A 22,754-nucleotide genomic window follows, 5' to 3' on the forward strand; every position below is an offset into this window, starting at 1 on the left:
GTACTGCTATTTCTGGATATTGAGCCGCATGCAGGCTGTGAGGATGCTGGGAATCACTTCCTCATGACACGATGGGCCGATGGCTATCAACATCCCACAGCACATTTCCTTTCTAGGCTGCGGCTCCATGAATGGCGCAATCCTGGCGGGCCTGCTGGCCGCCGGGCTTTCTCCGGCGCAGGTGACCGCCACTGTACGAAATGCTGAGAAAGCGGCTGATCTCTCCCGAAGGAACGGCGTGTCCGTTCTGTCATCAGTGAAGGACCCGGATGCCAACCGCACAGCGGCGGCCAAGGCCGACGTCGTACTGCTGGGGGTGAAGCCAGTTGGCATCCTCGACCTGGCCCGGGAGATTTCACCGGCGCTGAAGCCGGGCACGGTGGTGATCAGTGTTGCCGCTGCTATCTCCCTCGCCATGCTTGAGGCGGCTTTGCCGGAGGGCCAGCCGGTCATCAGGAGCATGCCCAACACGCCGTCGAGTCTTGGCCGCGGCGTGCTGTCCATTTCCGCCGGCACCAGCGCGACGCCCGAGCTCATGGAGCAGGCGCGCACCGTCCTGGGAGCCGCGGGCACCGTCGTCGAAATCCCGGAAGAGCAGGTCGATGCCCTTTCTGCGGTGAGCGGCTCCGGGCCGGCGTACGCGTTCTACCTTGCGGAGGCAATGGCAGCAGCCGGGGTCAAGCTCGGCCTCGATGAGGAACTCGCGAAGCTGCTCGCTACCGAGACCGTGGCCGGTGCCGGATTCATGCTTGCGGAGGAGGGTGCTGACGCAACGGCACTACGCACGGCAGTGACCAGCCCGAACGGAACAACGGAGCGCGCGATTGCCACCTTCGATGAGCAGGGCCTGCCGGATATCGTGGCTGCAGGAGCCCGTGCGGCAGCTGAGCGTGCCGCTGCCATCACCCGTGAACTCGGCGGTTGATCGTTCAGCGGTAGCGGACGGGCGGTAGGCAGGGTCTCAGGGGCGGGCGGCGAAGCGCTCGAGGAGGTCCACATGTCCCGAGACAATCAGCATGTCGCGGCTGGTCACTTTAGTTTCCGGCCGGGCGTAGGTGAAGTCCTCACCGGGTGACTTCACACCGACCACAGTGATCCCGTACTTTGAGCGCACGGCCGACTCGCCAAGGGTGAAGCCCTGCGTTTCTTTCGGCGGGTACATCTTCACGATGGCAAAGCCGTCGTCGAACTCGATGAAGTCGAGCATCCTTCCGCCCACGAGGTGAGCGGCCCGCTGCCCGGCGTCGGCTTCGGGGTAGATCACGTGATTGGCGCCGATACGCTTCAGGATCTTGCCGTGTGAGGGTGTGATGGCCTTGACCCAGAGGTTGTCAATATTGAGGTCCACCAGATTGGCGGTGATGAGGACGCTTGCCTCAATGGAGGTTCCCACACCGACGACGGCGGCTGGAAACTCCTGTGCGCCGAGCTGGCGAAGCGCGTCGATATTGGTGGCGTCGGCCTCCACCACGTGGGTTAGTGTGCCCGACCACTTCTGAACCAGTTGCTGGTCCTTCTCGATCGCAAGGACCTCACGGCCCTGCTTCACCAGCTGTTCCGCCGTGGCTGAGCCGAATCGTCCCAGCCCGATCACGAGTACGGGCGCATTGTGTGCTGGTCTGTCAGCCAATGATCGGCCTCTCTTCGGGGTAGTGGTAGAGCGTGCTGCGCTGCCGCAGGGCAAGCGCAGAAGCAACGGTAATCGTTCCGAGGCGTCCGGCGAACATGAGGGCCGAGAGCACGTACTTTCCTTCCGGTGGAAGTTCGGCGCTGAGGTTGGTGCTGAGCCCGCAGGTTGCGAAAGCGGAAATGACCTCGAAGAGGACCCGGTTCAGCTCCTCTCCGGAGATCCACAGGATCAGGCCCGTGCCGATGAGCACGATCGTTGCGCCGGTGAAGATGACAGAGATGGCCACCCTCATGGCGCCCTGCGGAATCTTCCGTCCGTAAGCGCTGACGTCCGAGTCGCCGCGGGCTTCGGCGAGGATGGCGAGGAACATGACGGCGATGGTTGTGACCTTGATGCCGCCAGCCGTGGAGGCCGACCCGCCTCCGGCAAACATGAGGGCGTCAGTCAGGAGCATCGTTGTCGGCTCCAGCTGTCCCTGATCGACCAGGTTGAAGCCGCCGGAGCGGGTCATAATCGAGGCAAAGAGCGCGTTGATCACCTTGTCGCTGCCGCTCAGGTCGCCGATGGTTCGGCTATTGGACCATTCCATCAGCCCCCACAGCACCATCCCGGCGAACACGAGGATGAGGGACACGTTGATGGTGAGCTTGGTGTGCAGGCTCCACTTCCGGACGTGGTGGCGGAACTGGACGAGGATGAGGATGACCGGGAATCCGAGGCTTCCGACGAACACACCGATCATCAGCGGAATGAGGATCCAGAGATCGGTTTCGTAGGGCACCAGACCGTCTGAGTGCGGAGTGAATCCGGCGTTGTTGAAAGCCGAGATGGCGTAGAAGAATCCGTGCCAGACTGCTAGCCAGAACGGTTCGCCGAGGATTATGAAGCGCGGGATCAGGGCCAGCGCAAGCACCAGTTCCACCAAGACGGAGGTGGTGATGACGATTCGCAGCAGTGTGCCCACTTCACCGAGACGGCTGGCGTTGTTCAGCGCGGATTGCGCCAGTAACTTGCCGCGGACGCCGAGCCGCTTGCTGACCACCAGTGCCAGGAGCGAGGCGAGGGTGAGGGTTCCAAGCCCGCCGACGAAGATGCCGATGAGGATGATCAGCTGACCGAAGAACGACCAGTGGGCTGCCGTGGACACCACAGTCAGTCCCACTACGCACACTGCGGAGACCGCTGTGAACATGGCGTCGTGCAGCGGAGTGACTTCGCCGGTGCTGCTGGCGAACGGGAGGCTTAGTAATCCGGTGAAAATGAGGACAACCAGGGCAAAGACCAACAGCGCAACGCGTGCCGGTGAACTGTTTACTACGCTGTCGATGAAGTCGCGCGCCCTGCCAAGCAGCTGCAGATGAACCTGGTCTTCCCCTCCTAACCAGGAGGGGTGTGTTCGTGCCATGCTTGCTGATCCGCTCCGTTTCTCCTGCTGAGTCCTTCGAGTAGTAAATCACTTCCACTCCTGCGCCGTGGGCAGGACGGGTCCGGATCGCGTAGCCTGCTTGAGTGGCCAGTAGCTCCGTTCCCGCCGTTGCAACGAGAGTGGTGTGGGACGAATCCATGCTCGCGTACAACTTCGGTGCCCATCACCCCATGAATCCGCAGCGGCTTGAGCTGACTGCCCGACTCATTCGCGAACTGGGTTTGTTCGACCTTCCGCAGGTTTCCGTGGAGGTTCCGGATGTGGCCGATGAAGCCAGTCTACGGACGGTCCATGACGCCTCGTATGTGCAAGCCGTCAAGGCAGCGGACGAGGATCCCGAGGTCTGCGATGGCACATCAGGGTTCGGAACTGACGACACTCCTGCCTTCGCCGGAATGCATTCCGCCAGTGCCCGATTGGTTGGCGGTTCTCTTGCTGCAGTTGATGCAGTCCTGTCCGGCACCGTTCAGCATGCCGTGAACTTCGGCGGGGGAATGCATCACGCCGGCCGGGCACGGGCAAGCGGGTTCTGCATTTATAACGATGCCGCTGCAGCGGTCCAACGCCTGCTCGATGCCGGTGTGAAACGCGTGCTCTATATCGACGTCGATGCTCATCACGGAGATGGGACCCAGGAGATTTTCTGGGATGACAAACGCGTCATGACCATCTCGCTTCACGAGACCGGCATGAGCCTTTTTCCGGGAACCGGATTCCCAAATGAGATCGGTGGTGCGTCGGCTTCCGGGTACGCGGTCAATGTCGCGCTGCCCACTACCACCGGGGATTCCGGATTCCTGCGGGCGTTCCATGCCGTTGTGCCGCAGCTGGCCGCCGCATTCGCGCCTGAGGTGATCGTCAGTCAGCATGGTTGCGACGGTCACGTGGACGATCCCCTCACCAACCTGCGCATCACCGTTGATGCCCAGCATGCCGCAGCGGTAGCGGTTCGCGATCTCGCCTCGCAGCACTGCGACGGCCGTTGGATCGCGACCGGTGGCGGCGGGTACAACATCACCTCGGTGGTGCCGCGTTCGTGGACCCTCCTTACGGCGGTGGCAGCCGGTGCCGACATCACACTGACGACGCCGGTGCCCGCCCCGTGGCGGACGTATGTCGCCGAGCGCTTTGGTCGGGAAGCACCTTCCGTAATGGGTGATGGCTCTGACACCTGGTGGCAGTCGTGGGAAGCCGGGTTTGACCCAAACGAGAATTTGGACCGGTCGATCATGGCAACACGCAAAGCCGTATTTCCGCTGCACGGACTGGATCCCTGGTTCGATTGACCTGATTCGACTGACCCTCTCGATGGTGTTGGCTAACGCACGGCTGCTTCCAGCAACCCGTGTGGGAAACCGAGGGATGCCGCTTTCGACATATACGGATATGGTAATGGGATGGTCATGGATGATGTGTTCGGGGTCATCGCCGAAGCCACCCGCCGCCAGATTCTGGGCTCATTGCGGGACGGGGACAAAGCGGTGGGTGAGTTGGTGCTTGAGCTTGAAGTAAGCCAGCCCACGGTTTCGAAGCACCTCAAAGTTCTGCGGGAAGCAGGGCTTGTCACCATGCGGGCACAGGGCCAGAAGCGCTTTTATTCACTCGAACCGGAGCCATTGCTTACCGTCGCCTCCTGGCTTGCCGAGTTCCAGTTGCCCGCTCAGAAGGTCAACTCCTCTCTCCCGTCAGCCGTCCTGGAACCGGAACTCGACGCGCTGGTCTCAGTAGGGTCGGGCGTTGCTCCCATCGATGGCGCTCAACCGTTCGGGCGTACCGTCGGCAGGGCTGCCGAACGCGCCGCCGACCTTCTGTCCCAGCTTCCGAAGCTGCGCCGCCGCAAGGAGTAGCCGCCGTGCGTGCTCCATGCCCACCGGCTGGGTGGGTGAGCGCTTAGCCCACCGCTGTCACATACCGACACCAAAGTTCACAATTCAGATGGCGCCGTCTAACCTCGTTTCATGACAACCCGTTGGTATGCGTATTTTGCGTTGGCTCTGGAGGAGCCCGCGGCCTGACACGCTGACCAACACCTTCAGAGCCAACAGGGCAGGACACGTTTCCTGCCCTTCGTCGTTTCCACGGCGGGTTCTGCAGGACAGCCCCGCCGAAGGACCACCTTCGAAAGCCGGGACCATGAAAACCCTCACTCCAGCCTCTTCCAATCTCAATGTCCGTAGCATTGATCCGCTACCCACGCCAGCCGCAGTTGTCGCTGAACTTCCTGTCACTTCCGAGGTTGCAGCATCAATCCGCCGCTCGCGCGAAGAAATCCGGGCAGTACTCAATGGAGTGGATGATCGCCTGCTCGTTATCGTCGGTCCCTGCTCAATCCATGACCCCGACGCCGGTATCGAGTACGCGCGCATGCTGGCGGACGCCGCGCAGATGCACCGCGACGATTTGCTGGTGGTTATGCGGGCATACTTCGAGAAGCCCCGCACCACGGTGGGCTGGAAAGGGTTGATCAATGATCCGCACCTGGATGGGAGCCACGATATTGCCGCCGGCCTGCGAACCGCCCGTAGGTTCCTTCTGGAGGTTGCCGCCCTGGGGCTGCCACTTGGCACCGAGTTCCTCGAGCCGATCAGTCCCCAATACATTGCAGACCTGATCAGCTGGGGTGCAATCGGCGCCCGGACCACCGAGAGCCAGATCCACCGCCAGTTGTCCTCCGGCCTGTCCATGCCCGTGGGGTTCAAGAACGGAACCGACGGCGGCATCAGGGTGGCACTCGACGCCTGCGCTGCCGCAGGTGCGCCGCAGACTTTCCTGGGGGTCGATGAGGGCGGACGCGCAGCCCTCGTCTCGACCACCGGAAACCCGGACACCCATTTGATCCTTCGCGGCGGATCCGTCGGCCCGAACTACAGCCCTGCCCACATTGCGCACGCCTCTGCCGCGCTTGCTGCGGCAGGTCAGAACCAGCGCCTTATCGTGGATGCCAGCCATGCGAATAGTGGCAAGGACCATCGGCGGCAGGCGGACGTCGCCCGGGAACTTGCGGATGCAGTATCCGGTTCCGGGACCATAGCCGGCGTCATGCTGGAAAGTTTCCTCGTAGAGGGCGCGCAGAGACTTGATGTGACAGCTGCAGGCAGACTTGCCTACGGCCAGAGCGTGACCGACGCCTGCATGGGCTGGGGTGTTACGGCATCGGTGCTCGGCGATCTCGCGAGAGGTTCGCGCCGTCGTCGTCAGGGTGGCGTTTCGTGACCTTGGCGTGCTTTCACTTTGGTCACAGGAACCACTAGAGTATCTCCCTAGACGGATAATCCTCAGGTCTCAAGGCGACACGCCGTCCGGCGTTCCATCAAGTGCGGTGGGCGCCCATCTCAGGGTTAGCTCCAGAGAAAAGGACAGTGGTGAGATGGCGAGCGGCAGCAACTTCTCCGACGTGCGCTTCCTGACAGTTGCGGAAGTTGCCGAAGTGATGCGGGTATCGAAGATGACCGTATACCGGCTGGTGCACTCAGGGGACATGCCGGCGGTCCAGTTCGGGCGTTCCTACCGAGTGCCCGAATCCGCTGTGCAACAGTATCTGCGTTCGGCATCCGTGGAGGGTGAGTCGGGTACAGGCTAGGGTCGCGGATGGTGCCGGTCAGGAAGGCCGGTCTGAGCGGGTACTCTGTTAAGAAGCGTTTTGCGTAGACGGTCGTATGTGCGGCCGCATGATGTACGTCACCGCGATGTGCGTCTTTTGTCAGATTCGAGCGTCCCTGCCGCAGTTCATGCGGTAGAGGTTGTCCGGAACCGGAATGAATAGTTTGTGAGGACTCTATGGGTTCAGTAATCAAGAAGCGCCGCAAGCGGATGGCGAAGAAGAAGCACCGCAAACTGCTTCGCAAGACCCGCCACCAGCGCCGCAACAAGAAGTAGCATCGCATCCGGTCCGCCAGTGAGGCGGACCGGTTTTGCATTTAAGGACTAGCCCCTCATGCGAGTGAAGCCGCGCCACAGGCCGTAGATGGCACCGGCTCCCGTTGCTGCCTTGAGCCCCAACGTTGCCGCACGGCGGCCGCTTCGAAAATCATAAATCGGCCAGTTGGAGTCACGGGCGTGCTTACGAAGGCGATGGTCGGGGTTGATAGCGACCGGATGGCCAACAATGCTGAGCAGCGGAACATCGTTGTAGGAATCGCTGTACGCCCAGCAACGGGACAGGTCCAGGCCCTCTTTCCCGGCAAGTTCATTGACGGCCGTGGCCTTTGCCGGCCCATGGAGGAACTCACCCACGAGCTTGCCTGTGTAGAAGCCCTCAGAGACCTCTCCCACAGTGCCAAGTGCACCCGTGAGCCCCAGCCGGTTGGCGATCACGCTGGCCACTTCGACAGGGGTGCCCGTCACCAACCAGACGCGGCGCCCGTTGCGGAGGTGCTGTTCCGCGAGGGCGCGCGCTCCCGGCCAGATCTTCGATGCGATCATCTCGTCGTAGACTTCTTCGCCAAGGGCCAGCACATCTTCATGCGCAATGCCGATAGCGAAGGCAAGAGCGGCGTCACGGACAGCATGGATGTCGGTCATGTTCTCGCCGCGCATCACGAAGCGCAGCTGTTTCCAGGCCAGCCCTGCGGCAAAACGGAGCGTGAAAGCCCGCCGCTGGTACATCTTGCGCGCCACATGGAAGAGACTGGCGCCGCGCATCATCGTGTTGTCGACGTCGAAAAATGCTGCTTCCCCGGCCGGCCCGCCCAGCGGAGAAGATTCGGCAGGCACAGTCTCCGTGGAAGACCCGGGCTCGACTGCGGGTCGGAGGCTGGCTGCGGACATAGCACGAGTCTAATCACTGGTTGGCGTTCAGCGTGTCCGCGGACACTCACAGTAACCAGCCGATCTTTCACGCTTCGAGGGCGTTCCGTAATGGCGACCTGCACGGAGCCCGCGGCCAGTAAGCTTGTGGACCATGACTCAGCAGACCCAACCGCCTGTCGCGGAATGGAGCACGGGCCTCGTGTTGGTGACTAGGCCGGACTGCCACCTCTGTCACGCCGCCCGGGAGACAGTGAACCGCGTGGCTGCCGAACTGGGCGTGCCCTGGCGGGAAGAGTCGATTGCCGATCACGCCGATCTGCTGGAACGATTCTCGGAAGAGGTGCCGGTTCTGCTTCTCGACGGGGTCCAGCGGGACTTCTGGACAATCGACGAAGCGCGCCTGCGACGGCTCCTCACCTGAGCCTTTGTGCTCAGCGCCCGCCATTGCGTCCTGACTTTGAGGCCTTCGATCAGGGACCTAAAGTGGGACTATCCCGCCGTCATCCTCCGGCGGGCGGGCGGAGCAGTTCAGGCCGCCGGCGAACAAATAACGGAGAGATGAAGCAGTGACCATGTCGGAGCTTCCCGGATTACGGTCCGCCGCCGGCGATCAGCAGGGCAGGCAAATTCCGCCTGCATCGCTCGCCCGCCTGACCATTTATCTGCGCGCCCTCAACTCCCTTCTGGCGGAGGGGATTGAACGAGTGTCTTCGGAGGAACTGGCAGACGCGGCGGGCGTGAATTCGCCCATGCTCCGCAAGGACCTCTCCTACCTGGGTTCCTACGGCACGCGGGGTGTCGGCTACGACGTCCAGTACCTGAACAGCCAAATCTCCACAGCCCTGGGACTGACCCAGGACTGGCGGGTGGCCATCGTCGGCGCCGGAAACCTCGGGCGTGCGCTCGCCGGGTACTCGGGGTTCCAGTCGCGGGGCTTCGAGGTGGTCGCGCTGTTCGACGCAGATCAGATGATTGTCGGTACGGAGGTCGGCTGGCTGCGCGTCAGCCCAGTGGAGGATCTGGCAACAGTGCTTCACAGGACGCGCGCCAATATGGCTGTTCTCGCGGTACCAGCGGGCGTTGCACAGCAGTTGTGCGATGAACTTGTTGCGGCCGGGGTGACAAGCATCCTAAGTTTCGCGCCGGTAGTGCTGCAGGTTCCTGACCGGGTGCAGCTGCGCAAGGTGGACATGGCCACGGAGCTGCAGATCCTCGCTTACCACGCACAGCGGGCGCAGGATCCGGATCTTGATGCCGGTTCCAGCGCCCGCGCGGCCCAGTAGGGCCGGTCCAGCAAGCTTCTGCGCGCTAGTGCGTGATTTGCTGCCGCTTGAAGTAGGCGTTGGACGGCTTGAGCCAGCACAGCACAACTCCTGCGACGCCAAGCAGCACCACGAGCACGTTCAGCGCGATGGAGAATCCGCTTGGCTGCAGGCTTTCCCCACCCAGCTGCGCCTGGACTTCAGCGTTACCCTGCAGCGCGGCGAGCGTCACCCAACTCATGATCATGAGCAGAACCGAAATACCCGCAAGAACAGTGGCGGTTATGCGAGCCCAGTTGTGTCCCTTGCGGATGAAGACGGCCAGCAGTACGTATACGCCGGTGGTAAGGATGCCGACAACGATCCCGATGCCGACACCGATTGCAGCCGCTCCCGCCGGCCCACCCGTGGTGCCTGATCCCATCAGGGTGGTGATGAAGTTGAGAACCCCAGCGGCGATGATCAGCCAAAAAGCCAGATTGACTTCCTTGGGGAGAGGCGGCCGCGCCTCTTCCGGCATGCGGGCTGCACTCGGATAGGCATACCCTGCGGGCTGGGCCGACTGGTAGGAGTATGGAGATGCAGGTTTCTGCGGTTCGGGGGAGAGGCCCGCACCGGAGTTCTGTGTGGGTCCGGGCTCATTGGGATTGAGTGACTCAGTTCCGGAGAGCTGGTGCGGATCGCGTTCTGAAGGATCGTGTGATGGCGTACTCATGCGCTCAGCGTACAGCCGTCAAGCTTCCGCCGTCGGGCTTTCAGGACAGAAAAAACGAGGGGGCGTGCCGGAAAGCCGGCACGCCCCCTCGAAGGGATTCGTGAGCAAAGAGCCTAGTTGGCCGAGGGTGCCACGAAAGCGGCGTCAAGGTTGATGGTCACCTTGTCGCCCACCAAAACACCGCCGGTCTCAAGAGCTGCGTTCCAGGTCAGACCGAATTCCTTGCGGGAGATAACCGTCTGGCCGGAGAATCCAGCACGGGTGGCACCGAAGGGGTCAACAGCAACACCGTTGAACTCGGTATCGATGGCAACTTCTTTGGTGATCCCGCGGATGGTCAGGTCGCCGATCAGCTTGTAGGTCTCGCCGGCGCCTTCGACCCGCTTGGACACGAAAGTCATCTTGGGGAACTGCTCTGCGTCGAAGAAGTCGCCGCCCCGAACGTGGGCGTCGCGGTTCTCATCGTTCGAGTTGAAAGATGCGGTCTTGATGGTTGCGGTAACCTGCGAATCCTCGAGTGAGGATCCAACCTGCAGGGTGGCGTCGACGGTGTCGAAGTTCCCGCGTACCTTGCTGATCCCGGCGTGGCGGACGCTGAAGCCCACTTCGCTGTGCGAGCCGTCGAAGTTCCAGATGCCCTGAGTGAGTCCGGTGGGGATAGCCATGATGTTTCTCCTGATCTGTCGTGCTTTGGGTTGGTGTGCGGCCGAGGCGACCGAACGAGCGTGTATCTCTAATAAACATGCATTTGCATCTTTTATTCCATCAATTGCTTCAATGTTCAAATATTTTTCTCTACCGCCTCTTCCGACAGCCAGTCGCCGGCCGATTTAGCCCTCTGGCGCGAGGGATGCGAAACTTGATGACATGCCCTCAGCCACCGTTCACCTCGTGCGCCACGGCGAAGTCCACAACCCGGACGGGATCCTCTATGGCCGCCTGCCCGAGTTCCATCTGTCAGAGCTCGGTCGTGAGATGGCCGAGCGGGTTGCGGGCTACTTTGCGGAGCGCAGGAAGGACGGCGCCGACATCGTGCATCTCGTCGCCTCACCCCTCACGCGCGCACAGGAGACCGCTGAACCGACAGCCCGCGAGCTGGGCCTCACCGTTGTAACCGATGAGCGCATCATCGAGGCGGAGAACCGGTTCGAGGGGATGGCGCAGGTCGCCCAGCAGATCAGGCACCCCCGGCACTGGAAGTCCCTGCGAAACCCGTTCACTCCATCCTGGGGTGAGCCGTACAGCGCCCAGGTTGAGCGCGTCATGTCCGCTGTCCACGATGCGCGGCGCGCGGCGTTGGAAGCTACGGGCGGCAAGGACGCCGAGGCGATCATGGTCAGCCATCAGCTGCCCATCTGGGTTGCGCGGCTGTCAGCCGAGAACCGGCGCCTGTGGCATGATCCGCGCCAGCGTAAATGCACGTTGAGCTCCGTAACCTCCCTCTATTTCGACGGCGACCAGCTCACCGGCGTTCGGTATGAGGAGCCCTGTGCTGATCTATTGCCGCGCGCAAAGAACATCCCGGGAGCGTAATACAATTACTACACGTTGTAGAACTCGTGGAAGCCGTTGTGACTCAAACTGAAGCCGCCCCGCGTCGCCGGTCAGGCCGCGCCCTGATGCGCCTTGCCGCGTCGGTGATTGCCGCCGTCGTTGTCCTTTCGGGCTGTGCTGCACAGGACCCGCTGGCCCAGCAAGCGGCCGAGGGCAGCAACAAGAATTACATTGCCGGCGACGGTTCCGTCACCGAGTACGCCGCTGCCGAACGCGGTGAACCCGTCCAGATCGAGGGGACCCTCTACAACGGCGAAACTGTTTCCTCATCCGCGTGGCCAGGAGAGGTGACGGTACTCAACTTCTGGTACGCAGCGTGCGCACCCTGCCGGGAAGAGGCTCCGGACCTCGTTGCGCTGCATGAGGAGTACCAGTCGGAGGACGTGCAGTTCTACGGCGTCAACATCAGGGACAGCAAGGAGAACGCCGAGGCCTTCGAGCGCAACTTCGGCATTCCCTACCCCAGCTTCAATGATTCCGACGGCGGAGTCCTCCTCGCGATGACCAGCTACGTCCCGCCGCAGGCTGTGCCGACAACTCTCGTGCTTGACAAAGAGGGCCGCGTTTCGGCCCGCATACTGGGCCTGGCCGACAAGGGAACCCTCAGCGCACTCATTGACTCCGCGCTGGCCGAGTAGTGGCTGTGTCCGCATCCCTCCCACTCGGTGCCGCTATGGCCCTCGCGCCGGCCGGGAATGCCTTTGCCGATACGGTCCTGAACGGTTCGATGCTCCTTGCTCTGCCCGTGGCGCTGCTTGCAGGCCTGGTGTCCTTCGTATCACCGTGTGTGCTGCCGCTGGTGCCCGGGTACCTCGGCTACGTCAGCGGACTCACCGGTGTGGATCTGGAGCAGCAGAAGCGTGGACGGATGGTCGCGGGAATCGGGCTGTTCGTCGTCGGGTTCTCCGCAGTGTTCATGGCGTACGGAGCGCTTTTCGGACAGCTGGGAGCCTGGCTGGCAGGCTCCCAGGAGTGGCTGATCCGGATCTTCGGGCTCGTGGTGATTGTGCTCGGCATCGTCTTCATGGGCGGATTCTCCTGGTTCCAACAGGACCGGAAGCTCCACGCCCGCGTTCCGAGCGGCCTCTGGGGTGCGCCGCTGCTGGGCCTCACCTTCGGTCTTGGCTGGGCGCCCTGCATCGGGCCCACGCTCTCGGCCGTGCAACTGCTGGCTTTCTCCAACGATGGCGCCAGTGCCGCCAAAGGCGCGCTCCTCACCTTCGTATACTGCCTGGGCCTGGGACTGCCCTTCCTGCTGATCGCGCTCGGACTGCGGCGGGGGATGGGAGCCATGAAATTCTTCCGACGCCACCGGCTGCTGCTGCAGCGAACCGGCGGCGGAATGCTGATACTGGTCGGCGTGCTCATGGCGTCCGGTGTCTGGAACCTGTGGATCAACGAGCTTCAGCAGTGGCTCGGCGGCGTGACGTTACCGATCTGAACAACTGATGGCTAAACCAAAGGAAGACTCCATGGCAACGAAGGAGCGAGAAGACGGCGTCGCGCTGCCCGCTCTAGGATTCCTCGGCACCGTGCGGTGGATGTGGACTCAGCTGACGAGTATGCGTACGGCTCTCTTCCTGCTGCTCCTGCTGGCGGTCGCCGCCGTGCCCGGTTCGCTCTTCCCGCAACGCCCGGCAAACCCGGCAGTCGTCACCCAGTACATTCAGGACAATCCGGAGACCGGACCCATTCTGGACTGGTTCCAGTTGTTCGATGTCTACTCGTCCGTCTGGTTCTCAGCGATCTACCTGCTCCTGTTCATCTCACTGATCGGGTGCGTCATCCCGCGCGCGATGGTCCACGGCCGTGCCTGGCGGTCGAAGCCGCCCCGGACTCCAAGCAGGCTCTCGCGGATGCCCGCTCACGGGACATTCGTCCTGCCGGCCGCGCAGGAGTCCCAGCCCAGCGGCCAGGGAGGGGAGCGGCCCGCCTCGGCGGGTGCCGCGGTCGTCGACGCCGCAGCTGTGCTGAAGAAGCGCGGGTACCGGGTGGATGTGCGAGATGAAAACAGTGCGCGGCCCTCCGTCGGCGCAGAGCGGGGATTCCTGAAGGAGCTCGGGAACCTGGTGTTCCACGTGTCCCTCATCGGCGTGCTGGTTTCCGTTGCCGTTGGCGGGCTGTTCGGATACCGGGGACAGAAAATCCTGATCGAGGGTGAAACCTTCGTGAACACGCTGGTGGGTTATGACTCCTTCACGCCGGGCACCAACTTCTCCGAAGACAACCTGGACCCGTATTCGATCACGCTCGAGGACTTCGAGGTGCAGTTTGACCGGCAGCTCACGCATTACGGCCAGCCCATCGACTTCACCGCCACCATGACCACCAAGACCGCTCCCGGGGCTGAACCGGAAGAGCAGATCCTGAAGGTCAATGAACCGCTGACCATCGGCGGCACCAGCGTTTACCTGGTAGGCAATGGCTACGCTCCCGTCATTACGGTGCGCGACGGCGAGGGCAACATTGCGCACCAGGGACCTGTTGTGTCCATTCCACAGGACGGACTCTTCACCTCCCTCATAGTGCTGAAAGTGCCGGACGCACAGCCGAACCAGCTCGGTTTTGTCGGGTTCTTCCTGCCCACCGCAGCAGTAGACGAGAACGGCGTCTCCTTCTCCCGCGACCCGGACCCGTTCCTTCCTCAGCTGAACCTCAACTCCTACTACGGTGACCTCGGGCTCGACGACGGAGATCCGCAGAACGTCTACGTTCTGGACACGGACACCCTGACCGAGCTCAACAGCCGGAACAGCGAAGCTGGCGGCATTGTGCTCGACGCCGGGGAAACGTTCGAACTGCCCGATGGCAAGGGCTCCATCACCTTCGACGGGCTGCGCCGCTATGCAGCCCTGGACATCACGCATGACCCGGCTGAGCTGGGCGCCCTGGTGTTTTCCTCGCTTGCGCTTGCCGGGCTCAGCGCGTCCCTGTTCATCGGCCGCCGCAGGGTCTGGATTGCCACCGGCACACGCACTGACGGCAGCATCACGGTCGAGTACGGCTTGCTGGCGCGCGGTGAAGACCACCGTCTGGCGGGCGAAGGGGCAGCGATCGAAAAACTGCTCCGGCAACGCTGGCTGGCAGACAGCACCGAAGACGACGAGAATGGGACAGCGCACGCGGGGGCGTCAGCGCCCGGAAGCGGTAAGGACAACTGATGCAGAACATAAACCAGACCCTGGGACAGTACAGCGAGCTCTTCATGCTGCTCGCTGCCCTGGCGTACACAGTGGGATTCCTCGCGTTCACCTGGGACCTCGTCAAGAGCAGCCGGCGCATCCGCGAGATTGAAGCCGGTCTCGCGGAATCCGCCAAGGACCGGGAGCTGGTGCTTGCTGGCGCCGTGGCCGGAGGCAGGCGCGGAAAGGCATCCGCTGACGGCGCTCCAACGGGCTCAACCGCCGACGACGCCATGGACTATCAGGGAGAGCGACGCTCCGCCGCCCGCATCGCCGTCGCGCTCACCATCGTTGCTGCGGTGATCCATGCAGTAGCTGTTGTCACCCGCGGCGTTGCCGCTGGCCGCGTGCCGTGGGGCAATATGTACGAGTTCTGCACCACCGGCGGGCTGGTGGTCGCCGTCGTCTTCCTGTTGGTGCTCACCCGCAAGGACCTGCGATTCCTCGGAACCTTCGTGATTGGCCTCGTGGTAGTCATGCTGTGCGCAGCCACCATTGGATTTCCGACGCCGGTGGCAAACCTGGTGCCTGCGCTGCAGAGCTACTGGCTCATCATCCACGTGTCCGTGGCCGTTGCTGCCTCCGCCCTTTTCACCCTGACCTTCGCGATGTCCGTACTTCAGCTGATCCAGGCCAGCCGGGTTGCTCGTCTCGCCTCCGGCGGTGAAGACCGGCTGCCGTTCATGCGGCTGGTTCCCTCCGCGCTGAGCCTGGAGAATCTCTCCTACCGGATCAACGCGATCGCGTTCGTGATGTGGACCTTCACCCTCATGGCGGGCGCAATCTGGGCGGAGAAGGCCTGGGGCAGGTACTGGGGCTGGGACACCAAGGAAGTCTGGACTTTTGTGATCTGGGTGGTCTACGCCGGTTACCTCCACGCCCGGGCAACCCGTGGCTGGACCGGGACAAGGGCGGCCTGGCTCTCGATTGTCGGCTACCTGTGCATCGTCTTCAACTTCACGATCGTCAACATCTACTTCTCGGGACTGCACAGCTACGCCGGAGTCTGATCCAACGCGAAGTTAAGCCTTCAGCTCCTGATGATGCGTTGCTGCCTCGCCGTTGATATGGCGGCGGTGCGGTTGTCCACGCCGAGCTTGTCGTAGATATGGACCAGATGCGTCTTCACGGTTGCCTCGCTGATGAACAGCTCTTTGGCAATACGCCGGTTCGGCATGCCGGTGGCAAGGAGTTCCAACAGTTGGATCTCGCGGGCGCTCAGGGACGTCGTCGGGCTTGAGATGCGGCCCATCAGACGCGCGGCTACTTCCGGTGCGAGCGCTGTCTGTCCGCGGGCGGCTGACTGCACCGCTCGACGGATTTCTTCCGGCGGAGCGTCTTTCAGCAGGTATCCGCCGGCGCCGGCTTCCACAGCAGCGATGATGTCTGCATCGGTGTCATAAGTGGTCAGGATCAGTACCTGCGGCGGGTCATCCAGTGCGCGGATGCTCCGGGTCGCGGTGACGCCGTCCATGCCCTCGCCCATCTGGAGGTCCATGAGCACAACATCCACCGGCTGACCGAGGGCCGCGCGTTTTTGTATTTCTGCCAGGGCGGCAGCGCCGTCAGCCACGTCTCCGGCCACGAAGACGCCGTCGAAGTCGTTGAGCATTGCCCTCAGGCCGGCCCGGACAACCGGATGGTCGTCCACCAGAAGTACGCGGATCTCAGTCATCCGCTGTCTCGTCATCAAACGGCAGCAGGGGCAAACGGATGCCGACGACGGTGCCCTCACCTGCCTCGGACTCGATGTCAAGAACACCGCCCAAGGCGCTGATCCGCTCCCGCAGGGCCCTCAGCCCGAATCCGGTTCCATCTGTCCGCTTCGTCGCAGACTCCAGTGCACCATCCACATTGAACCCCCTGCCGTTGTCGTAGATATCGAGCGCTACCTCTGAGCCCACAAAGGTGAGCGTGACGACGGCGGTGCCCGCCCCTGAGTGCTGCAGGGCGTTGGACAGAGCCGATTGCGCGGCACGCAGGAGCGCAACCTCGTACGGAGCCGGCATCCGGACGGGTGTGCCGTCAATCTCGAACCGGCAACGCAGGCTGGTGCCCTGGGCTGCTGCCTGCTGTTCGACGCTTGCACAGGTTCTGCGCAGGCTGCCGACGAGGAATTCGGGATCACCTTCAGCCGCACTCAGCCCGCGCACAAAGCGGCGCGCGTCCGCAAGATTGTCGGACGCCGCCTGCTGCACGGTGCGGATGCGTTCCCGCGCCGTCTCCGTTGCCCCGGCTTCGAGTGAGGCTTCGGCTGCACGTGAGATGAGGACAATGCTGGACAGGCCCTGCGCCAGCGTGTCATGGATTTCCCGGGCCAGACGCTCCCGTTCAGTGAGCACTCCGGCCTGGTGCTGCGTCCGTGCAAGCTCGGAACGGGTGCGCCGGAGCTCCTCGAGCGACTGCCGCTGGTTGACGCCCTCGAGGTAGAGGCTCTGGTAGACGATCGTCATGACTACCGCGAAGACCGCACCGAACGTCGGACCGAGGATCATCGGCGCCTGGAGCTCTCCCTCGCGGCTCCACTGGGCCGCAATGACGACGCCGGTCAGGAGGACGATCGCAACCACGGCATGCCTGGTGCTGAGCAGGTGCAGGTGCAGGAAGAAGAGGGCGAATGCCAGCCAGGAGAAGTCGGCGCTGAACACCATGAGGACAATCCAGAGCCCGGTGATCCCAGCCAGCCAGAACCGTGTGTAGTGCGTTCCATGCGACGACGACGGCGGCAGCACCTGCCGCTTCGCGGCCCGCTTCTCGCTGATGGTTCCGGCCAGGTACAGTCCGCCGAGGCACAGGGAGACCAGAAGAACCGGATACACCACTGCGGGGCCGGGTTCCGAACTCACGGTCGCCGCCACTCCTACCAGAAGCAGTGTCAGGAAACCGGCGTGGAGGGTGATCCGGAGCATCCGCAGGACGGTTGGAGCGGCCATGTATCCGGCCGTGCTCGCGGGCTCTCGCATACAGTAACCCTAGCCGCGCCCGGTGACAGCGACATCAACCGAACAGTTGACCGACGATTGCGGAGGCCGGCGCCCACTGCCCGCGGAGCGTTTACCGCACAATGGCGGGAGGATGCCTGCTAACCCGCGATCGCCCTCAGCAGGGGCGCCATCCGATAGGGAATCGGTTGGCGCAGGAACATGCTGGTCCTGGTCCGCAGGATTCCCGGACACAGGCGGATTTCCTCGGACACCCGGTAGAGATCGTCAGGGTCCCGGGCCACCACGCGGCACAGCAGGTCTGTCTCGCCGGCGGGCGCAAGGCATTCGATGACCTCTGGAATGGCGCGCAGTCCCTCAACAGCGAGGTCTATGCGGTGCTGATCCAGCTCGGCAGCGACATGCGCGGAAATTCCCATGCCCAGTGCCTCCGGATCAATCCGTACGCTGTGCGGCCTGAGGACTCTTTCACGCTCGAATCGGTCGAGGCGGGCCTGGACGGTGCCTCGGGCAAGGCCCGTCCGCTGGGCGATCGCGAGAATGGTCATCCGAGGCTCGGCGTCGAGTGCCTCGAGCACAGCCCGGTCAATGGCATCTCGGGTGTGGCGCGGTTCCTTGTTCATCGGTCTGCGGATCTCTCCAGGTGGGGGCTGGTCAGATTGACCACGATTGTCGGGATCAGATCATCGGGAGTAGGCATTCTGGCTATCCGGGCGATGAGCTGTTGTGCAAATCTTTGCACAGATCGTCAAATAGATGACATGAAAGTGGAAACGGGACACCATCTCGGGAACACTGTGCCGCGGCTGTCAGGGAACATCAACCCGCAGCCGCGTCAGGTAGCCCACAAGGCTTTGCCTGAGCGCTACGCAAGACCGCCTACGTACCGGCCTAGGCGGTCTTGCCGTCGCTGGCCGTGCCCTCGTCGTTCTTCTTCTTCTCCGCTTCGCGTGCACGTTCCTCAGCGTCGCGCTTTCGCTGTTCGGCCTCGCGGGCTTCCTGGCGACGCCTGACCTCGAGGTTTCGCAGAAACTGGGGATCATCATCCGGTGCCGTGGGGCCCCGCTTCTGGCGCTGGGCTGGGCGGTCGTCCCTGCTCGGCCGACCGAAGAGGAACCAGAGACCGGCGCCCAGAAGGGGGACGAGGAGGATGGTGAAGAACCAGGCTGGTTTCGAAATGCTGCGCACCGATTCTGCTCGGCTCATGATGCAGTCGAACAGCGCGTAAATGATGACGGCGATCCCCAGGATCACGAGGAGCAGCAGCAGGCGGGGCATGCATCAATTGTAGGCGAGTAAACTTGAGACGTGCCTTTCCTAAAATTCACCGCTCTGCGCCTCGGCTTCGTCGCGGTGTTCTCCGTGATCTGCTATTCCTTGGGTCTGGGCGCGATCTTCTCGGTGATAGCCGGTGCAATTCTGGCGTGGTGCGTCACGTACCTGTTCTTCCGCGAGATGCGCAATCGTGCCGCGTCGTCCCTGCAGCGCCGTTTCCGTGACGGAGCTCCGCCGGTCCGTTCAGCCAGTGAGTTGCGTGATGCGGACGCCGAGGACAGCCTGGATCCCAACACCCCGGTGAATTCCGACCGCCGCAAACCCTAGCTCCGTCCTGGAGGCGTAGTCCGGGCGCTCAGAGCTAGGCCAGCACTCCCGAGAGCACCACACCGGCGCCGAACAGCACGCTGAAGCCGAGGTTGATGATGCTCGTCTGCTTCAGGACCGGAATGAGGCTGCGGCGCTTTTTGCCCTTGAGCATCAGCCAGCTCGGCATCAGGCACAGGGGGATGAGGAGCAGCACCAGCAGCACCCATGGGTAGTCGTAGACCAGGAGCAGCGGCAGCAGCAGGGCCACCGCGAGCATCATCACATAGCTGATACGGGCGGCGGTATCACCGAGACGGACAGCGAGGGTAAGCTTGCCGGCTTCCCGGTCGGTGGGAATGTCCCGCACGTTGTTGGCCATCAGCAGCGCCATGGCAATGATTCCCGTGCAGACCGCACCGACCCATGCCGGGCCGCTCAGTTGACCTGCCTGGGTGTAGGTGGTTCCGAGGGTAGCGACCAGTCCAAAGAAGACGAAGACAAACAGGTCACCCAAACCCATGTACCCATAGGGATTGCGCCCGCCCGTGTAGCCCCACGCAGCGGCTACGCAGCCGAGGCCCACGAGCAGCAGGAACCACGCCTGGGAAAGCACAATCAGTGCGATTCCAGCGAGCATCGCCAGCGCGAAACATCCGAAGGCCGCCCACTTCACCTGCCGCGGCTTCGCGGCCCCGGAACCCGTCAACCTCAACGGGCCGACGCGGTCGTTGTCCGTGCCGCGGATTCCGTCGGAGTAGTCGTTGGCATAGTTCACTCCCACCTGCAGGAGGATGGCGACGAGTGCGGCGAGCAGGGCGTTGACGGGTTTGAACGCGCCGAGGTCAAAAGCCGCCGCGCAGCCGATGATGACGGGCGCCACCGCCATGGGAAGTGTGCGGGGGCGCGCTCCCTCCACCCATTGCGCAGCTGTTGCCACGGTGTTCCTCCGGTTATCTGTTCTCTGGATTTTCGTTTGGATGCCCTGAACCTGCGGGCGGATTCGCTACAGCGCGGACTGCTCGAACAGTGCGCGCACGGCCATCCTGTCGGGTTTGCCATTGGGCAGCATGGGAAGTTTGTCGAGCGTCAGCACAATCCTCGGAGCCGCGTGTGAACCAAGATGCTCCTGCGCATGCTGCCGCACTGCGTCCGGATTGACCGAGCCTACGACGGCGGCAGCCACCTGGGCACCCCACTCCGGATGCGGAACACCCAGCACCAGTGCTTCGCTGACGCCCGGCATGCCCTCAAGAACACTGGACACTGCGACCGCGGACACCTTGAGTCCGCCTGTGATGATGACGTCATCCACGCGGCCGTGGACGGTGAGGACGCCGCCGTCAATAGTGCCGTCGTCGTCCGTTCGGAACCAGCGCCGGCCAGAGTTGAACGGGAACTTTTCCCGGGTGAGATCCGGCTGGCCCAGGTAACCGTCGGCCAGGACCGGTCCGCTGATCCAGAGCCGGCCGTCTTCGTTGGTGAGCTGCACGCCTTCAAGGGGGACGCCGTCGTACACGCACCCGCCGCAGGTTTCACTCATGCCATAGGTGCGGACGATCTTCAGGCCGTGTGCGCGGGCTCTGCTGCGGAGGGCGTCGGTGACGGCCGCCCCGCCGAGCAGGATTGCGTTGAAGCGCTGGAGCGCCTTGATGGTGTCGGGGGCCGGGTCCTCAAGCAGCCGGTGGAGCTGCGTGGGAACCAGGGACGTGAAGCGCACTTTGTCGGTCAGTTCACCGGCAGCTTCCGTGAATCGCTCCGGGCTGAACGTCTCGGTAAGGTCCATCGTCCACGGCCGGGTCCCCGCGTACAGCGAGCGCACCAACACCTGGAAGCCGGCCACATACTGCACGGGCAGGGTGAGCAGCCACTGGCCCTCGGACTTCAGGGCGTAGGCGGTCCCCATGGCGGACGCGGCAAGGGCATCGACGCTGAGCATGGTCTGTTTTGGGGTGCCGGTGGAGCCGGAGGTGCTGAGCACTGCGGCGATCTCATCGTTGGGCAAATCGCCGTTGAAGCTCTGATGCTCATCGGAGTGCGGTGCTACCGCAGGCCCTTCACCGGCAAGGGCCGCTGCGAGAGGTGTAAGCAGTGTATGCGGGTCGAAGCCGGGCGGAGTGTGAACGGGGAAGAGTTCCATGGGCGCCTAGAAGTAGTAGGGGAAGCTGGACCAGTCGGGACTGCGCTTTTCGAGAAACGCTTCCTTGCCCTCGACCGCTTCATCGGTCATGTAAGCCATGCGCGTGGCCTCGCCGGCGAAGACCTGCTGGCCGGCCAGGCCGTCATCGGCCAGGTTGAACGCGAACTTGAGCATGCGGATTGCCTGCGGGCTCTGGTGCGCGATGTCTGCTGCGTACTCAAGCGCCACGTCCTCGAGCCGCTCGTGGTCAACGGCCTGGTTCACGGCGCCCATGGCCACCATGTCCTCGGCCGAGTACTCCCTGGCGAGGAAGAAGATCTCGCGGGCCTTCTTCTGGCCGATCTGGCGCGCGAGGAGCGCCGAGCCGTAACCGGCATCGAAGCTGCCTACGGTCGCGTCGGTCTGCTTGAACTTGCCGTGCTGCCGGGAGGCGATCGTTAGGTCCGACACAACGTGAAGGCTGTGCCCGCCGCCTGCTGCCCACCCATTGACGACGGCGATGACCACCTTGGGCATGGTCCGCATCAGCCGCTGGACTTCAAGGATATGGAGTCGGCCGGCGCGTGCGGGGTCGATGGTCTCCCTGGTCTCACCCTCTGCGTACCTGTACCCATCCCGCCCACGGATCCGCTGGTCACCGCCGGAGCAGAAGGAGTGCCCGCCGTCCTTGGGAGAAGGGCCATTGCCTGTGAGGAGGACCGTTGCAACGTCCGGGGTCATCCGTGCGTGATCCATTGCGCGGTACAGCTCATCCACCGTGCCAGGGCGGAAGGCGTTACGAACCGCAGGCCGGTTGAACGCGATCCGGACAGTCGGCAGATCGCGGAACGGGGCGCCGCGGTTCTGGCTGCGGTCCACGTGGCGGTGGTAGGTGATGTCCTGCAGATCCTCGAACCCCTCCACGAGCCGCCAGCGGGCAGGGTCGAAGACATCGGATACCTGGGGTGGGAGATCTGTGGTCACCAATCGAGTCTAGCTTTGGAGACGGGGGGAACTTCAAAGTGATGGGCCGGCTAGCTCACGCAGAACTCGTTACCCTCCGGATCCGCCATCGTGTACCAGATGTGCGGGCCTTCATTGCCCTGGTACAGGAACCGTGCGCCACGCTCTTCCAGTGATGCCCGCACGGCGTCCTTATCATCACCGTCAAGACGGATGTCCAGGTGCGTGCGGTTCTTGACCGTCTTGGGCTCGGGGACCTTGACGAAGAGGATGCGTTGCCGCCCCGTTTTTCCGTCCTCGTCCGGCCGGCAGATTGCCTCACCGGTACTCCAGACGCGGATGCCGTTGTGCTCGATGAGGTCGCTCTGCTGCGCATAACCTTCTGCGAGCATCTTGTCGATGAAGTCCTGATCCGTAGGCTCCACCCTCCAGTCCAGGGTTTCCGCCCACCAGCCTGCCTGCCTGTGGGGATCTTCGCTGTCGATCACTATCTGGATGCTGTACGTCATGAAACAAGAGGGTAGGCGCGTCCGCCGGCTCAATCCAGAAGATTCCGGACGATTCGCGTCCGCAATACATGGCTGGAGCCGAGCTTCGAAGGGCTGGACCGCGACGGTGGGGAGGACTAGCG

At 63.1% G+C, this 22,754-nt stretch carries 27 protein-coding genes; 14 read left to right on the top strand and 13 right to left on the bottom strand.

The genetic code is table 11. The annotated features are described in order from the left end of the window. Positions 1-91: 91 nt before the first annotated feature. Positions 92-925: a pyrroline-5-carboxylate reductase gene (gene proC / locus ASH00_RS00430; RefSeq protein WP_157359027.1), complete on the top strand. Its 834-nt coding sequence runs from the start codon at positions 92-94 to the stop codon at positions 923-925. A 36-nt stretch (positions 926-961) separates the two neighbouring features. Here the strand turns inward: proC and ASH00_RS00435 are convergent, their stop codons facing one another. Together ASH00_RS00435 and ASH00_RS00440 are read right to left on the bottom strand one after the other, a co-directional pair. After that, positions 962-1,630: a potassium channel family protein gene (locus ASH00_RS00435; RefSeq protein ID WP_056543507.1), complete on the bottom strand. Its 669-nt coding sequence runs from the start codon at positions 1,628-1,630 to the stop codon at positions 962-964. Beyond that, a complete protein-coding gene (locus ASH00_RS00440) occupies positions 1,623-3,035 on the bottom strand; it encodes a TrkH family potassium uptake protein (RefSeq protein ID WP_056543511.1) in 1,413 nt (470 codons plus the stop codon). Before ASH00_RS00440 ends, ASH00_RS00435 begins: the two co-directional genes overlap by 8 nt. A gap of 158 nt (positions 3,036-3,193) precedes the next feature. Between ASH00_RS00440 and ASH00_RS00445 the strand changes: the two genes are divergently transcribed. The 5 genes from ASH00_RS00445 (at position 3,194) to ASH00_RS16260 (ending at position 6,932) form a co-directional block, all read left to right on the top strand. Then, positions 3,194-4,342, top strand: a complete 1,149-nt coding sequence (locus ASH00_RS00445; RefSeq protein WP_056546417.1) for an acetoin utilization protein AcuC — start codon at positions 3,194-3,196, stop codon at positions 4,340-4,342. A 111-nt stretch (positions 4,343-4,453) separates the two neighbouring features. Then, on the top strand, positions 4,454-4,903 hold the full coding sequence (locus ASH00_RS00450) for an ArsR/SmtB family transcription factor (RefSeq protein WP_056543514.1): 450 nt from the start codon (positions 4,454-4,456) through the stop codon (positions 4,901-4,903). 286 nt (positions 4,904-5,189) lie between these two features. Beyond that, positions 5,190-6,269, top strand: coding sequence for a 3-deoxy-7-phosphoheptulonate synthase (locus tag ASH00_RS00455; protein WP_056543517.1), 1,080 nt, complete (start codon positions 5,190-5,192; stop codon positions 6,267-6,269). Between the two features lie 154 nt (positions 6,270-6,423). Then, a complete protein-coding gene (locus tag ASH00_RS00460; RefSeq protein WP_056543520.1) occupies positions 6,424-6,636 on the top strand; it encodes a helix-turn-helix domain-containing protein in 213 nt (70 codons plus the stop codon). A 197-nt stretch (positions 6,637-6,833) separates the two neighbouring features. After that, positions 6,834-6,932, top strand: coding sequence for a 30S ribosomal protein bS22 (locus ASH00_RS16260; protein ID WP_003792170.1), 99 nt, complete (start codon positions 6,834-6,836; stop codon positions 6,930-6,932). Positions 6,933-6,980: 48 nt separating this feature from the next. Here the strand turns inward: ASH00_RS16260 and ASH00_RS00465 are convergent, their stop codons facing one another. Then, positions 6,981-7,823, bottom strand: a complete 843-nt coding sequence (locus tag ASH00_RS00465) for an HAD family hydrolase (RefSeq protein WP_082565809.1) — start codon at positions 7,821-7,823, stop codon at positions 6,981-6,983. Between the two features lie 133 nt (positions 7,824-7,956). Here ASH00_RS00465 and ASH00_RS00470 point away from each other — a divergent pair, with 133 nt between their 5' ends. Continuing rightward, the gene (locus ASH00_RS00470) at positions 7,957-8,226 is read left to right on the top strand and encodes a glutaredoxin family protein (RefSeq protein WP_056543526.1); all 270 of its coding nucleotides are present in this window, start codon (positions 7,957-7,959) and stop codon (positions 8,224-8,226) included. A gap of 151 nt (positions 8,227-8,377) precedes the next feature. Next, entirely contained in the window at positions 8,378-9,088 is a 711-nt protein-coding gene (locus ASH00_RS00475) for a redox-sensing transcriptional repressor Rex (RefSeq protein WP_056546420.1), read from the top strand. A 25-nt stretch (positions 9,089-9,113) separates the two neighbouring features. Here ASH00_RS00475 and ASH00_RS00480 read toward each other — a convergent pair whose 3' ends face one another. Both ASH00_RS00480 and ASH00_RS00485 read right to left on the bottom strand, forming a co-directional pair. After that, on the bottom strand, positions 9,114-9,782 hold the full coding sequence (locus ASH00_RS00480; protein WP_056543529.1) for a hypothetical protein: 669 nt from the start codon (positions 9,780-9,782) through the stop codon (positions 9,114-9,116). Positions 9,783-9,895: 113 nt separating this feature from the next. After that, positions 9,896-10,447, bottom strand: a complete 552-nt coding sequence (locus tag ASH00_RS00485) for a YceI family protein (protein WP_056543531.1) — start codon at positions 10,445-10,447, stop codon at positions 9,896-9,898. Between the two features lie 202 nt (positions 10,448-10,649). Between ASH00_RS00485 and ASH00_RS00490 the strand changes: the two genes are divergently transcribed. From ASH00_RS00490 to ccsB, 5 genes are all read left to right on the top strand, one after another. Then, complete coding sequence (locus ASH00_RS00490) at positions 10,650-11,315, top strand: histidine phosphatase family protein (RefSeq protein ID WP_056543535.1); 666 nt, start codon at positions 10,650-10,652, stop codon at positions 11,313-11,315. 86 nt (positions 11,316-11,401) lie between these two features. Beyond that, the gene (locus ASH00_RS00495) at positions 11,402-11,974 is read left to right on the top strand and encodes a TlpA family protein disulfide reductase (protein ID WP_056543537.1); all 573 of its coding nucleotides are present in this window, start codon (positions 11,402-11,404) and stop codon (positions 11,972-11,974) included. Positions 11,975-12,009: 35 nt separating this feature from the next. Continuing rightward, on the top strand, positions 12,010-12,777 hold the full coding sequence (locus ASH00_RS00500; RefSeq protein ID WP_056546421.1) for a cytochrome c biogenesis CcdA family protein: 768 nt from the start codon (positions 12,010-12,012) through the stop codon (positions 12,775-12,777). A gap of 31 nt (positions 12,778-12,808) precedes the next feature. Next, positions 12,809-14,497: a cytochrome c biogenesis protein ResB gene (gene resB, locus ASH00_RS00505; RefSeq protein WP_056543540.1), complete on the top strand. Its 1,689-nt coding sequence runs from the start codon at positions 12,809-12,811 to the stop codon at positions 14,495-14,497. Next, positions 14,497-15,528 carry a c-type cytochrome biogenesis protein CcsB gene (gene ccsB / locus ASH00_RS00510; RefSeq protein WP_056543542.1) on the top strand — a complete coding sequence of 344 codons (1,032 nt, stop codon included), beginning with the start codon at positions 14,497-14,499 and terminating at the stop codon, positions 15,526-15,528. Before resB ends, ccsB begins: the two co-directional genes overlap by 1 nt. Positions 15,529-15,548: 20 nt before the next feature. Here the strand turns inward: ccsB and ASH00_RS00515 are convergent, their stop codons facing one another. From ASH00_RS00515 to ASH00_RS00530, 4 genes are all read right to left on the bottom strand, one after another. Next, on the bottom strand, positions 15,549-16,193 hold the full coding sequence (locus ASH00_RS00515) for a response regulator (protein WP_056543545.1): 645 nt from the start codon (positions 16,191-16,193) through the stop codon (positions 15,549-15,551). After that, positions 16,186-17,481, bottom strand: a complete 1,296-nt coding sequence (locus ASH00_RS00520; protein ID WP_056543548.1) for a sensor histidine kinase — start codon at positions 17,479-17,481, stop codon at positions 16,186-16,188. The genes ASH00_RS00515 and ASH00_RS00520 overlap by 8 nt, the downstream gene beginning before the upstream one ends. Before the next feature lie 119 nt (positions 17,482-17,600). Next, on the bottom strand, positions 17,601-18,083 hold the full coding sequence (locus ASH00_RS00525) for an Lrp/AsnC family transcriptional regulator (protein ID WP_056543551.1): 483 nt from the start codon (positions 18,081-18,083) through the stop codon (positions 17,601-17,603). A gap of 268 nt (positions 18,084-18,351) precedes the next feature. Further along, positions 18,352-18,738, bottom strand: a complete 387-nt coding sequence (locus ASH00_RS00530; protein ID WP_056543554.1) for a PLD nuclease N-terminal domain-containing protein — start codon at positions 18,736-18,738, stop codon at positions 18,352-18,354. 30 nt (positions 18,739-18,768) lie between these two features. On the opposite strand from ASH00_RS00530, the gene ASH00_RS00535 reads away from it, so the two are divergent. Further along, on the top strand, positions 18,769-19,062 hold the full coding sequence (locus ASH00_RS00535) for a DUF4229 domain-containing protein (RefSeq protein ID WP_056543557.1): 294 nt from the start codon (positions 18,769-18,771) through the stop codon (positions 19,060-19,062). 34 nt (positions 19,063-19,096) lie between these two features. Here ASH00_RS00535 and ASH00_RS00540 read toward each other — a convergent pair whose 3' ends face one another. The 4 genes from ASH00_RS00540 to ASH00_RS00555 form a co-directional block, all read right to left on the bottom strand. After that, the gene (locus tag ASH00_RS00540; RefSeq protein ID WP_056543559.1) at positions 19,097-19,981 is read right to left on the bottom strand and encodes a 1,4-dihydroxy-2-naphthoate polyprenyltransferase; all 885 of its coding nucleotides are present in this window, start codon (positions 19,979-19,981) and stop codon (positions 19,097-19,099) included. 66 nt (positions 19,982-20,047) lie between these two features. After that, positions 20,048-21,181, bottom strand: a complete 1,134-nt coding sequence (menE, locus tag ASH00_RS00545) for an o-succinylbenzoate--CoA ligase (protein WP_056543562.1) — start codon at positions 21,179-21,181, stop codon at positions 20,048-20,050. Between the two features lie 6 nt (positions 21,182-21,187). Further along, entirely contained in the window at positions 21,188-22,144 is a 957-nt protein-coding gene (locus ASH00_RS00550; RefSeq protein ID WP_056543565.1) for a 1,4-dihydroxy-2-naphthoyl-CoA synthase, read from the bottom strand. A gap of 50 nt (positions 22,145-22,194) precedes the next feature. Continuing rightward, entirely contained in the window at positions 22,195-22,632 is a 438-nt protein-coding gene (locus ASH00_RS00555) for a VOC family protein (RefSeq protein ID WP_056543569.1), read from the bottom strand. Between the last annotated feature and the right edge of the window lie 122 nt (positions 22,633-22,754).

The organism is Arthrobacter sp. Soil782, assembly GCF_001428435.1.
GTDB classification, from domain to species: domain Bacteria; phylum Actinomycetota; class Actinomycetes; order Actinomycetales; family Micrococcaceae; genus Arthrobacter_D; species Arthrobacter_D parietis.

Excerpts from the sequence above, each read along its gene's own strand:
- menE (WP_056543562.1), bottom strand. The coding sequence starts at position 21,181 with ATGGAACTCTTCCCCGTTCACACTCCGCCCGGCTTCGACCCGCATACA.
- ASH00_RS00460 (WP_056543520.1), top strand. The coding sequence starts at position 6,424 with ATGGCGAGCGGCAGCAACTTCTCCGACGTGCGCTTCCTGACAGTTGCG.
- resB (WP_056543540.1), top strand. The coding sequence starts at position 12,809 with ATGGCAACGAAGGAGCGAGAAGACGGCGTCGCGCTGCCCGCTCTAGGA.
- ASH00_RS00465 (WP_082565809.1), bottom strand. The coding sequence starts at position 7,823 with ATGTCCGCAGCCAGCCTCCGACCCGCAGTCGAGCCCGGGTCTTCCACG.
- ASH00_RS00525 (WP_056543551.1), bottom strand. The coding sequence starts at position 18,083 with ATGAACAAGGAACCGCGCCACACCCGAGATGCCATTGACCGGGCTGTG.
- ASH00_RS00470 (WP_056543526.1), top strand. The coding sequence starts at position 7,957 with ATGACTCAGCAGACCCAACCGCCTGTCGCGGAATGGAGCACGGGCCTC.
- ASH00_RS00490 (WP_056543535.1), top strand. The coding sequence starts at position 10,650 with ATGCCCTCAGCCACCGTTCACCTCGTGCGCCACGGCGAAGTCCACAAC.
- ASH00_RS00455 (WP_056543517.1), top strand. The coding sequence starts at position 5,190 with ATGAAAACCCTCACTCCAGCCTCTTCCAATCTCAATGTCCGTAGCATT.
- ASH00_RS00500 (WP_056546421.1), top strand. The coding sequence starts at position 12,010 with ATGGCCCTCGCGCCGGCCGGGAATGCCTTTGCCGATACGGTCCTGAAC.
- ccsB (WP_056543542.1), top strand. The coding sequence starts at position 14,497 with ATGCAGAACATAAACCAGACCCTGGGACAGTACAGCGAGCTCTTCATG.
- ASH00_RS00515 (WP_056543545.1), bottom strand. The coding sequence starts at position 16,193 with ATGACTGAGATCCGCGTACTTCTGGTGGACGACCATCCGGTTGTCCGG.
- ASH00_RS00495 (WP_056543537.1), top strand. The coding sequence starts at position 11,402 with ATGCGCCTTGCCGCGTCGGTGATTGCCGCCGTCGTTGTCCTTTCGGGC.
- ASH00_RS00485 (WP_056543531.1), bottom strand. The coding sequence starts at position 10,447 with ATGGCTATCCCCACCGGACTCACTCAGGGCATCTGGAACTTCGACGGC.
- ASH00_RS00440 (WP_056543511.1), bottom strand. The coding sequence starts at position 3,035 with ATGGCACGAACACACCCCTCCTGGTTAGGAGGGGAAGACCAGGTTCAT.
- ASH00_RS00445 (WP_056546417.1), top strand. The coding sequence starts at position 3,194 with ATGCTCGCGTACAACTTCGGTGCCCATCACCCCATGAATCCGCAGCGG.
- ASH00_RS00555 (WP_056543569.1), bottom strand. The coding sequence starts at position 22,632 with ATGACGTACAGCATCCAGATAGTGATCGACAGCGAAGATCCCCACAGG.
- ASH00_RS00480 (WP_056543529.1), bottom strand. The coding sequence starts at position 9,782 with ATGAGTACGCCATCACACGATCCTTCAGAACGCGATCCGCACCAGCTC.
- ASH00_RS00530 (WP_056543554.1), bottom strand. The coding sequence starts at position 18,738 with ATGCCCCGCCTGCTGCTGCTCCTCGTGATCCTGGGGATCGCCGTCATC.
- ASH00_RS16260 (WP_003792170.1), top strand. The coding sequence starts at position 6,834 with ATGGGTTCAGTAATCAAGAAGCGCCGCAAGCGGATGGCGAAGAAGAAG.
- ASH00_RS00520 (WP_056543548.1), bottom strand. The coding sequence starts at position 17,481 with ATGCGAGAGCCCGCGAGCACGGCCGGATACATGGCCGCTCCAACCGTC.
- ASH00_RS00475 (WP_056546420.1), top strand. The coding sequence starts at position 8,378 with ATGTCGGAGCTTCCCGGATTACGGTCCGCCGCCGGCGATCAGCAGGGC.
- ASH00_RS00450 (WP_056543514.1), top strand. The coding sequence starts at position 4,454 with ATGGTCATGGATGATGTGTTCGGGGTCATCGCCGAAGCCACCCGCCGC.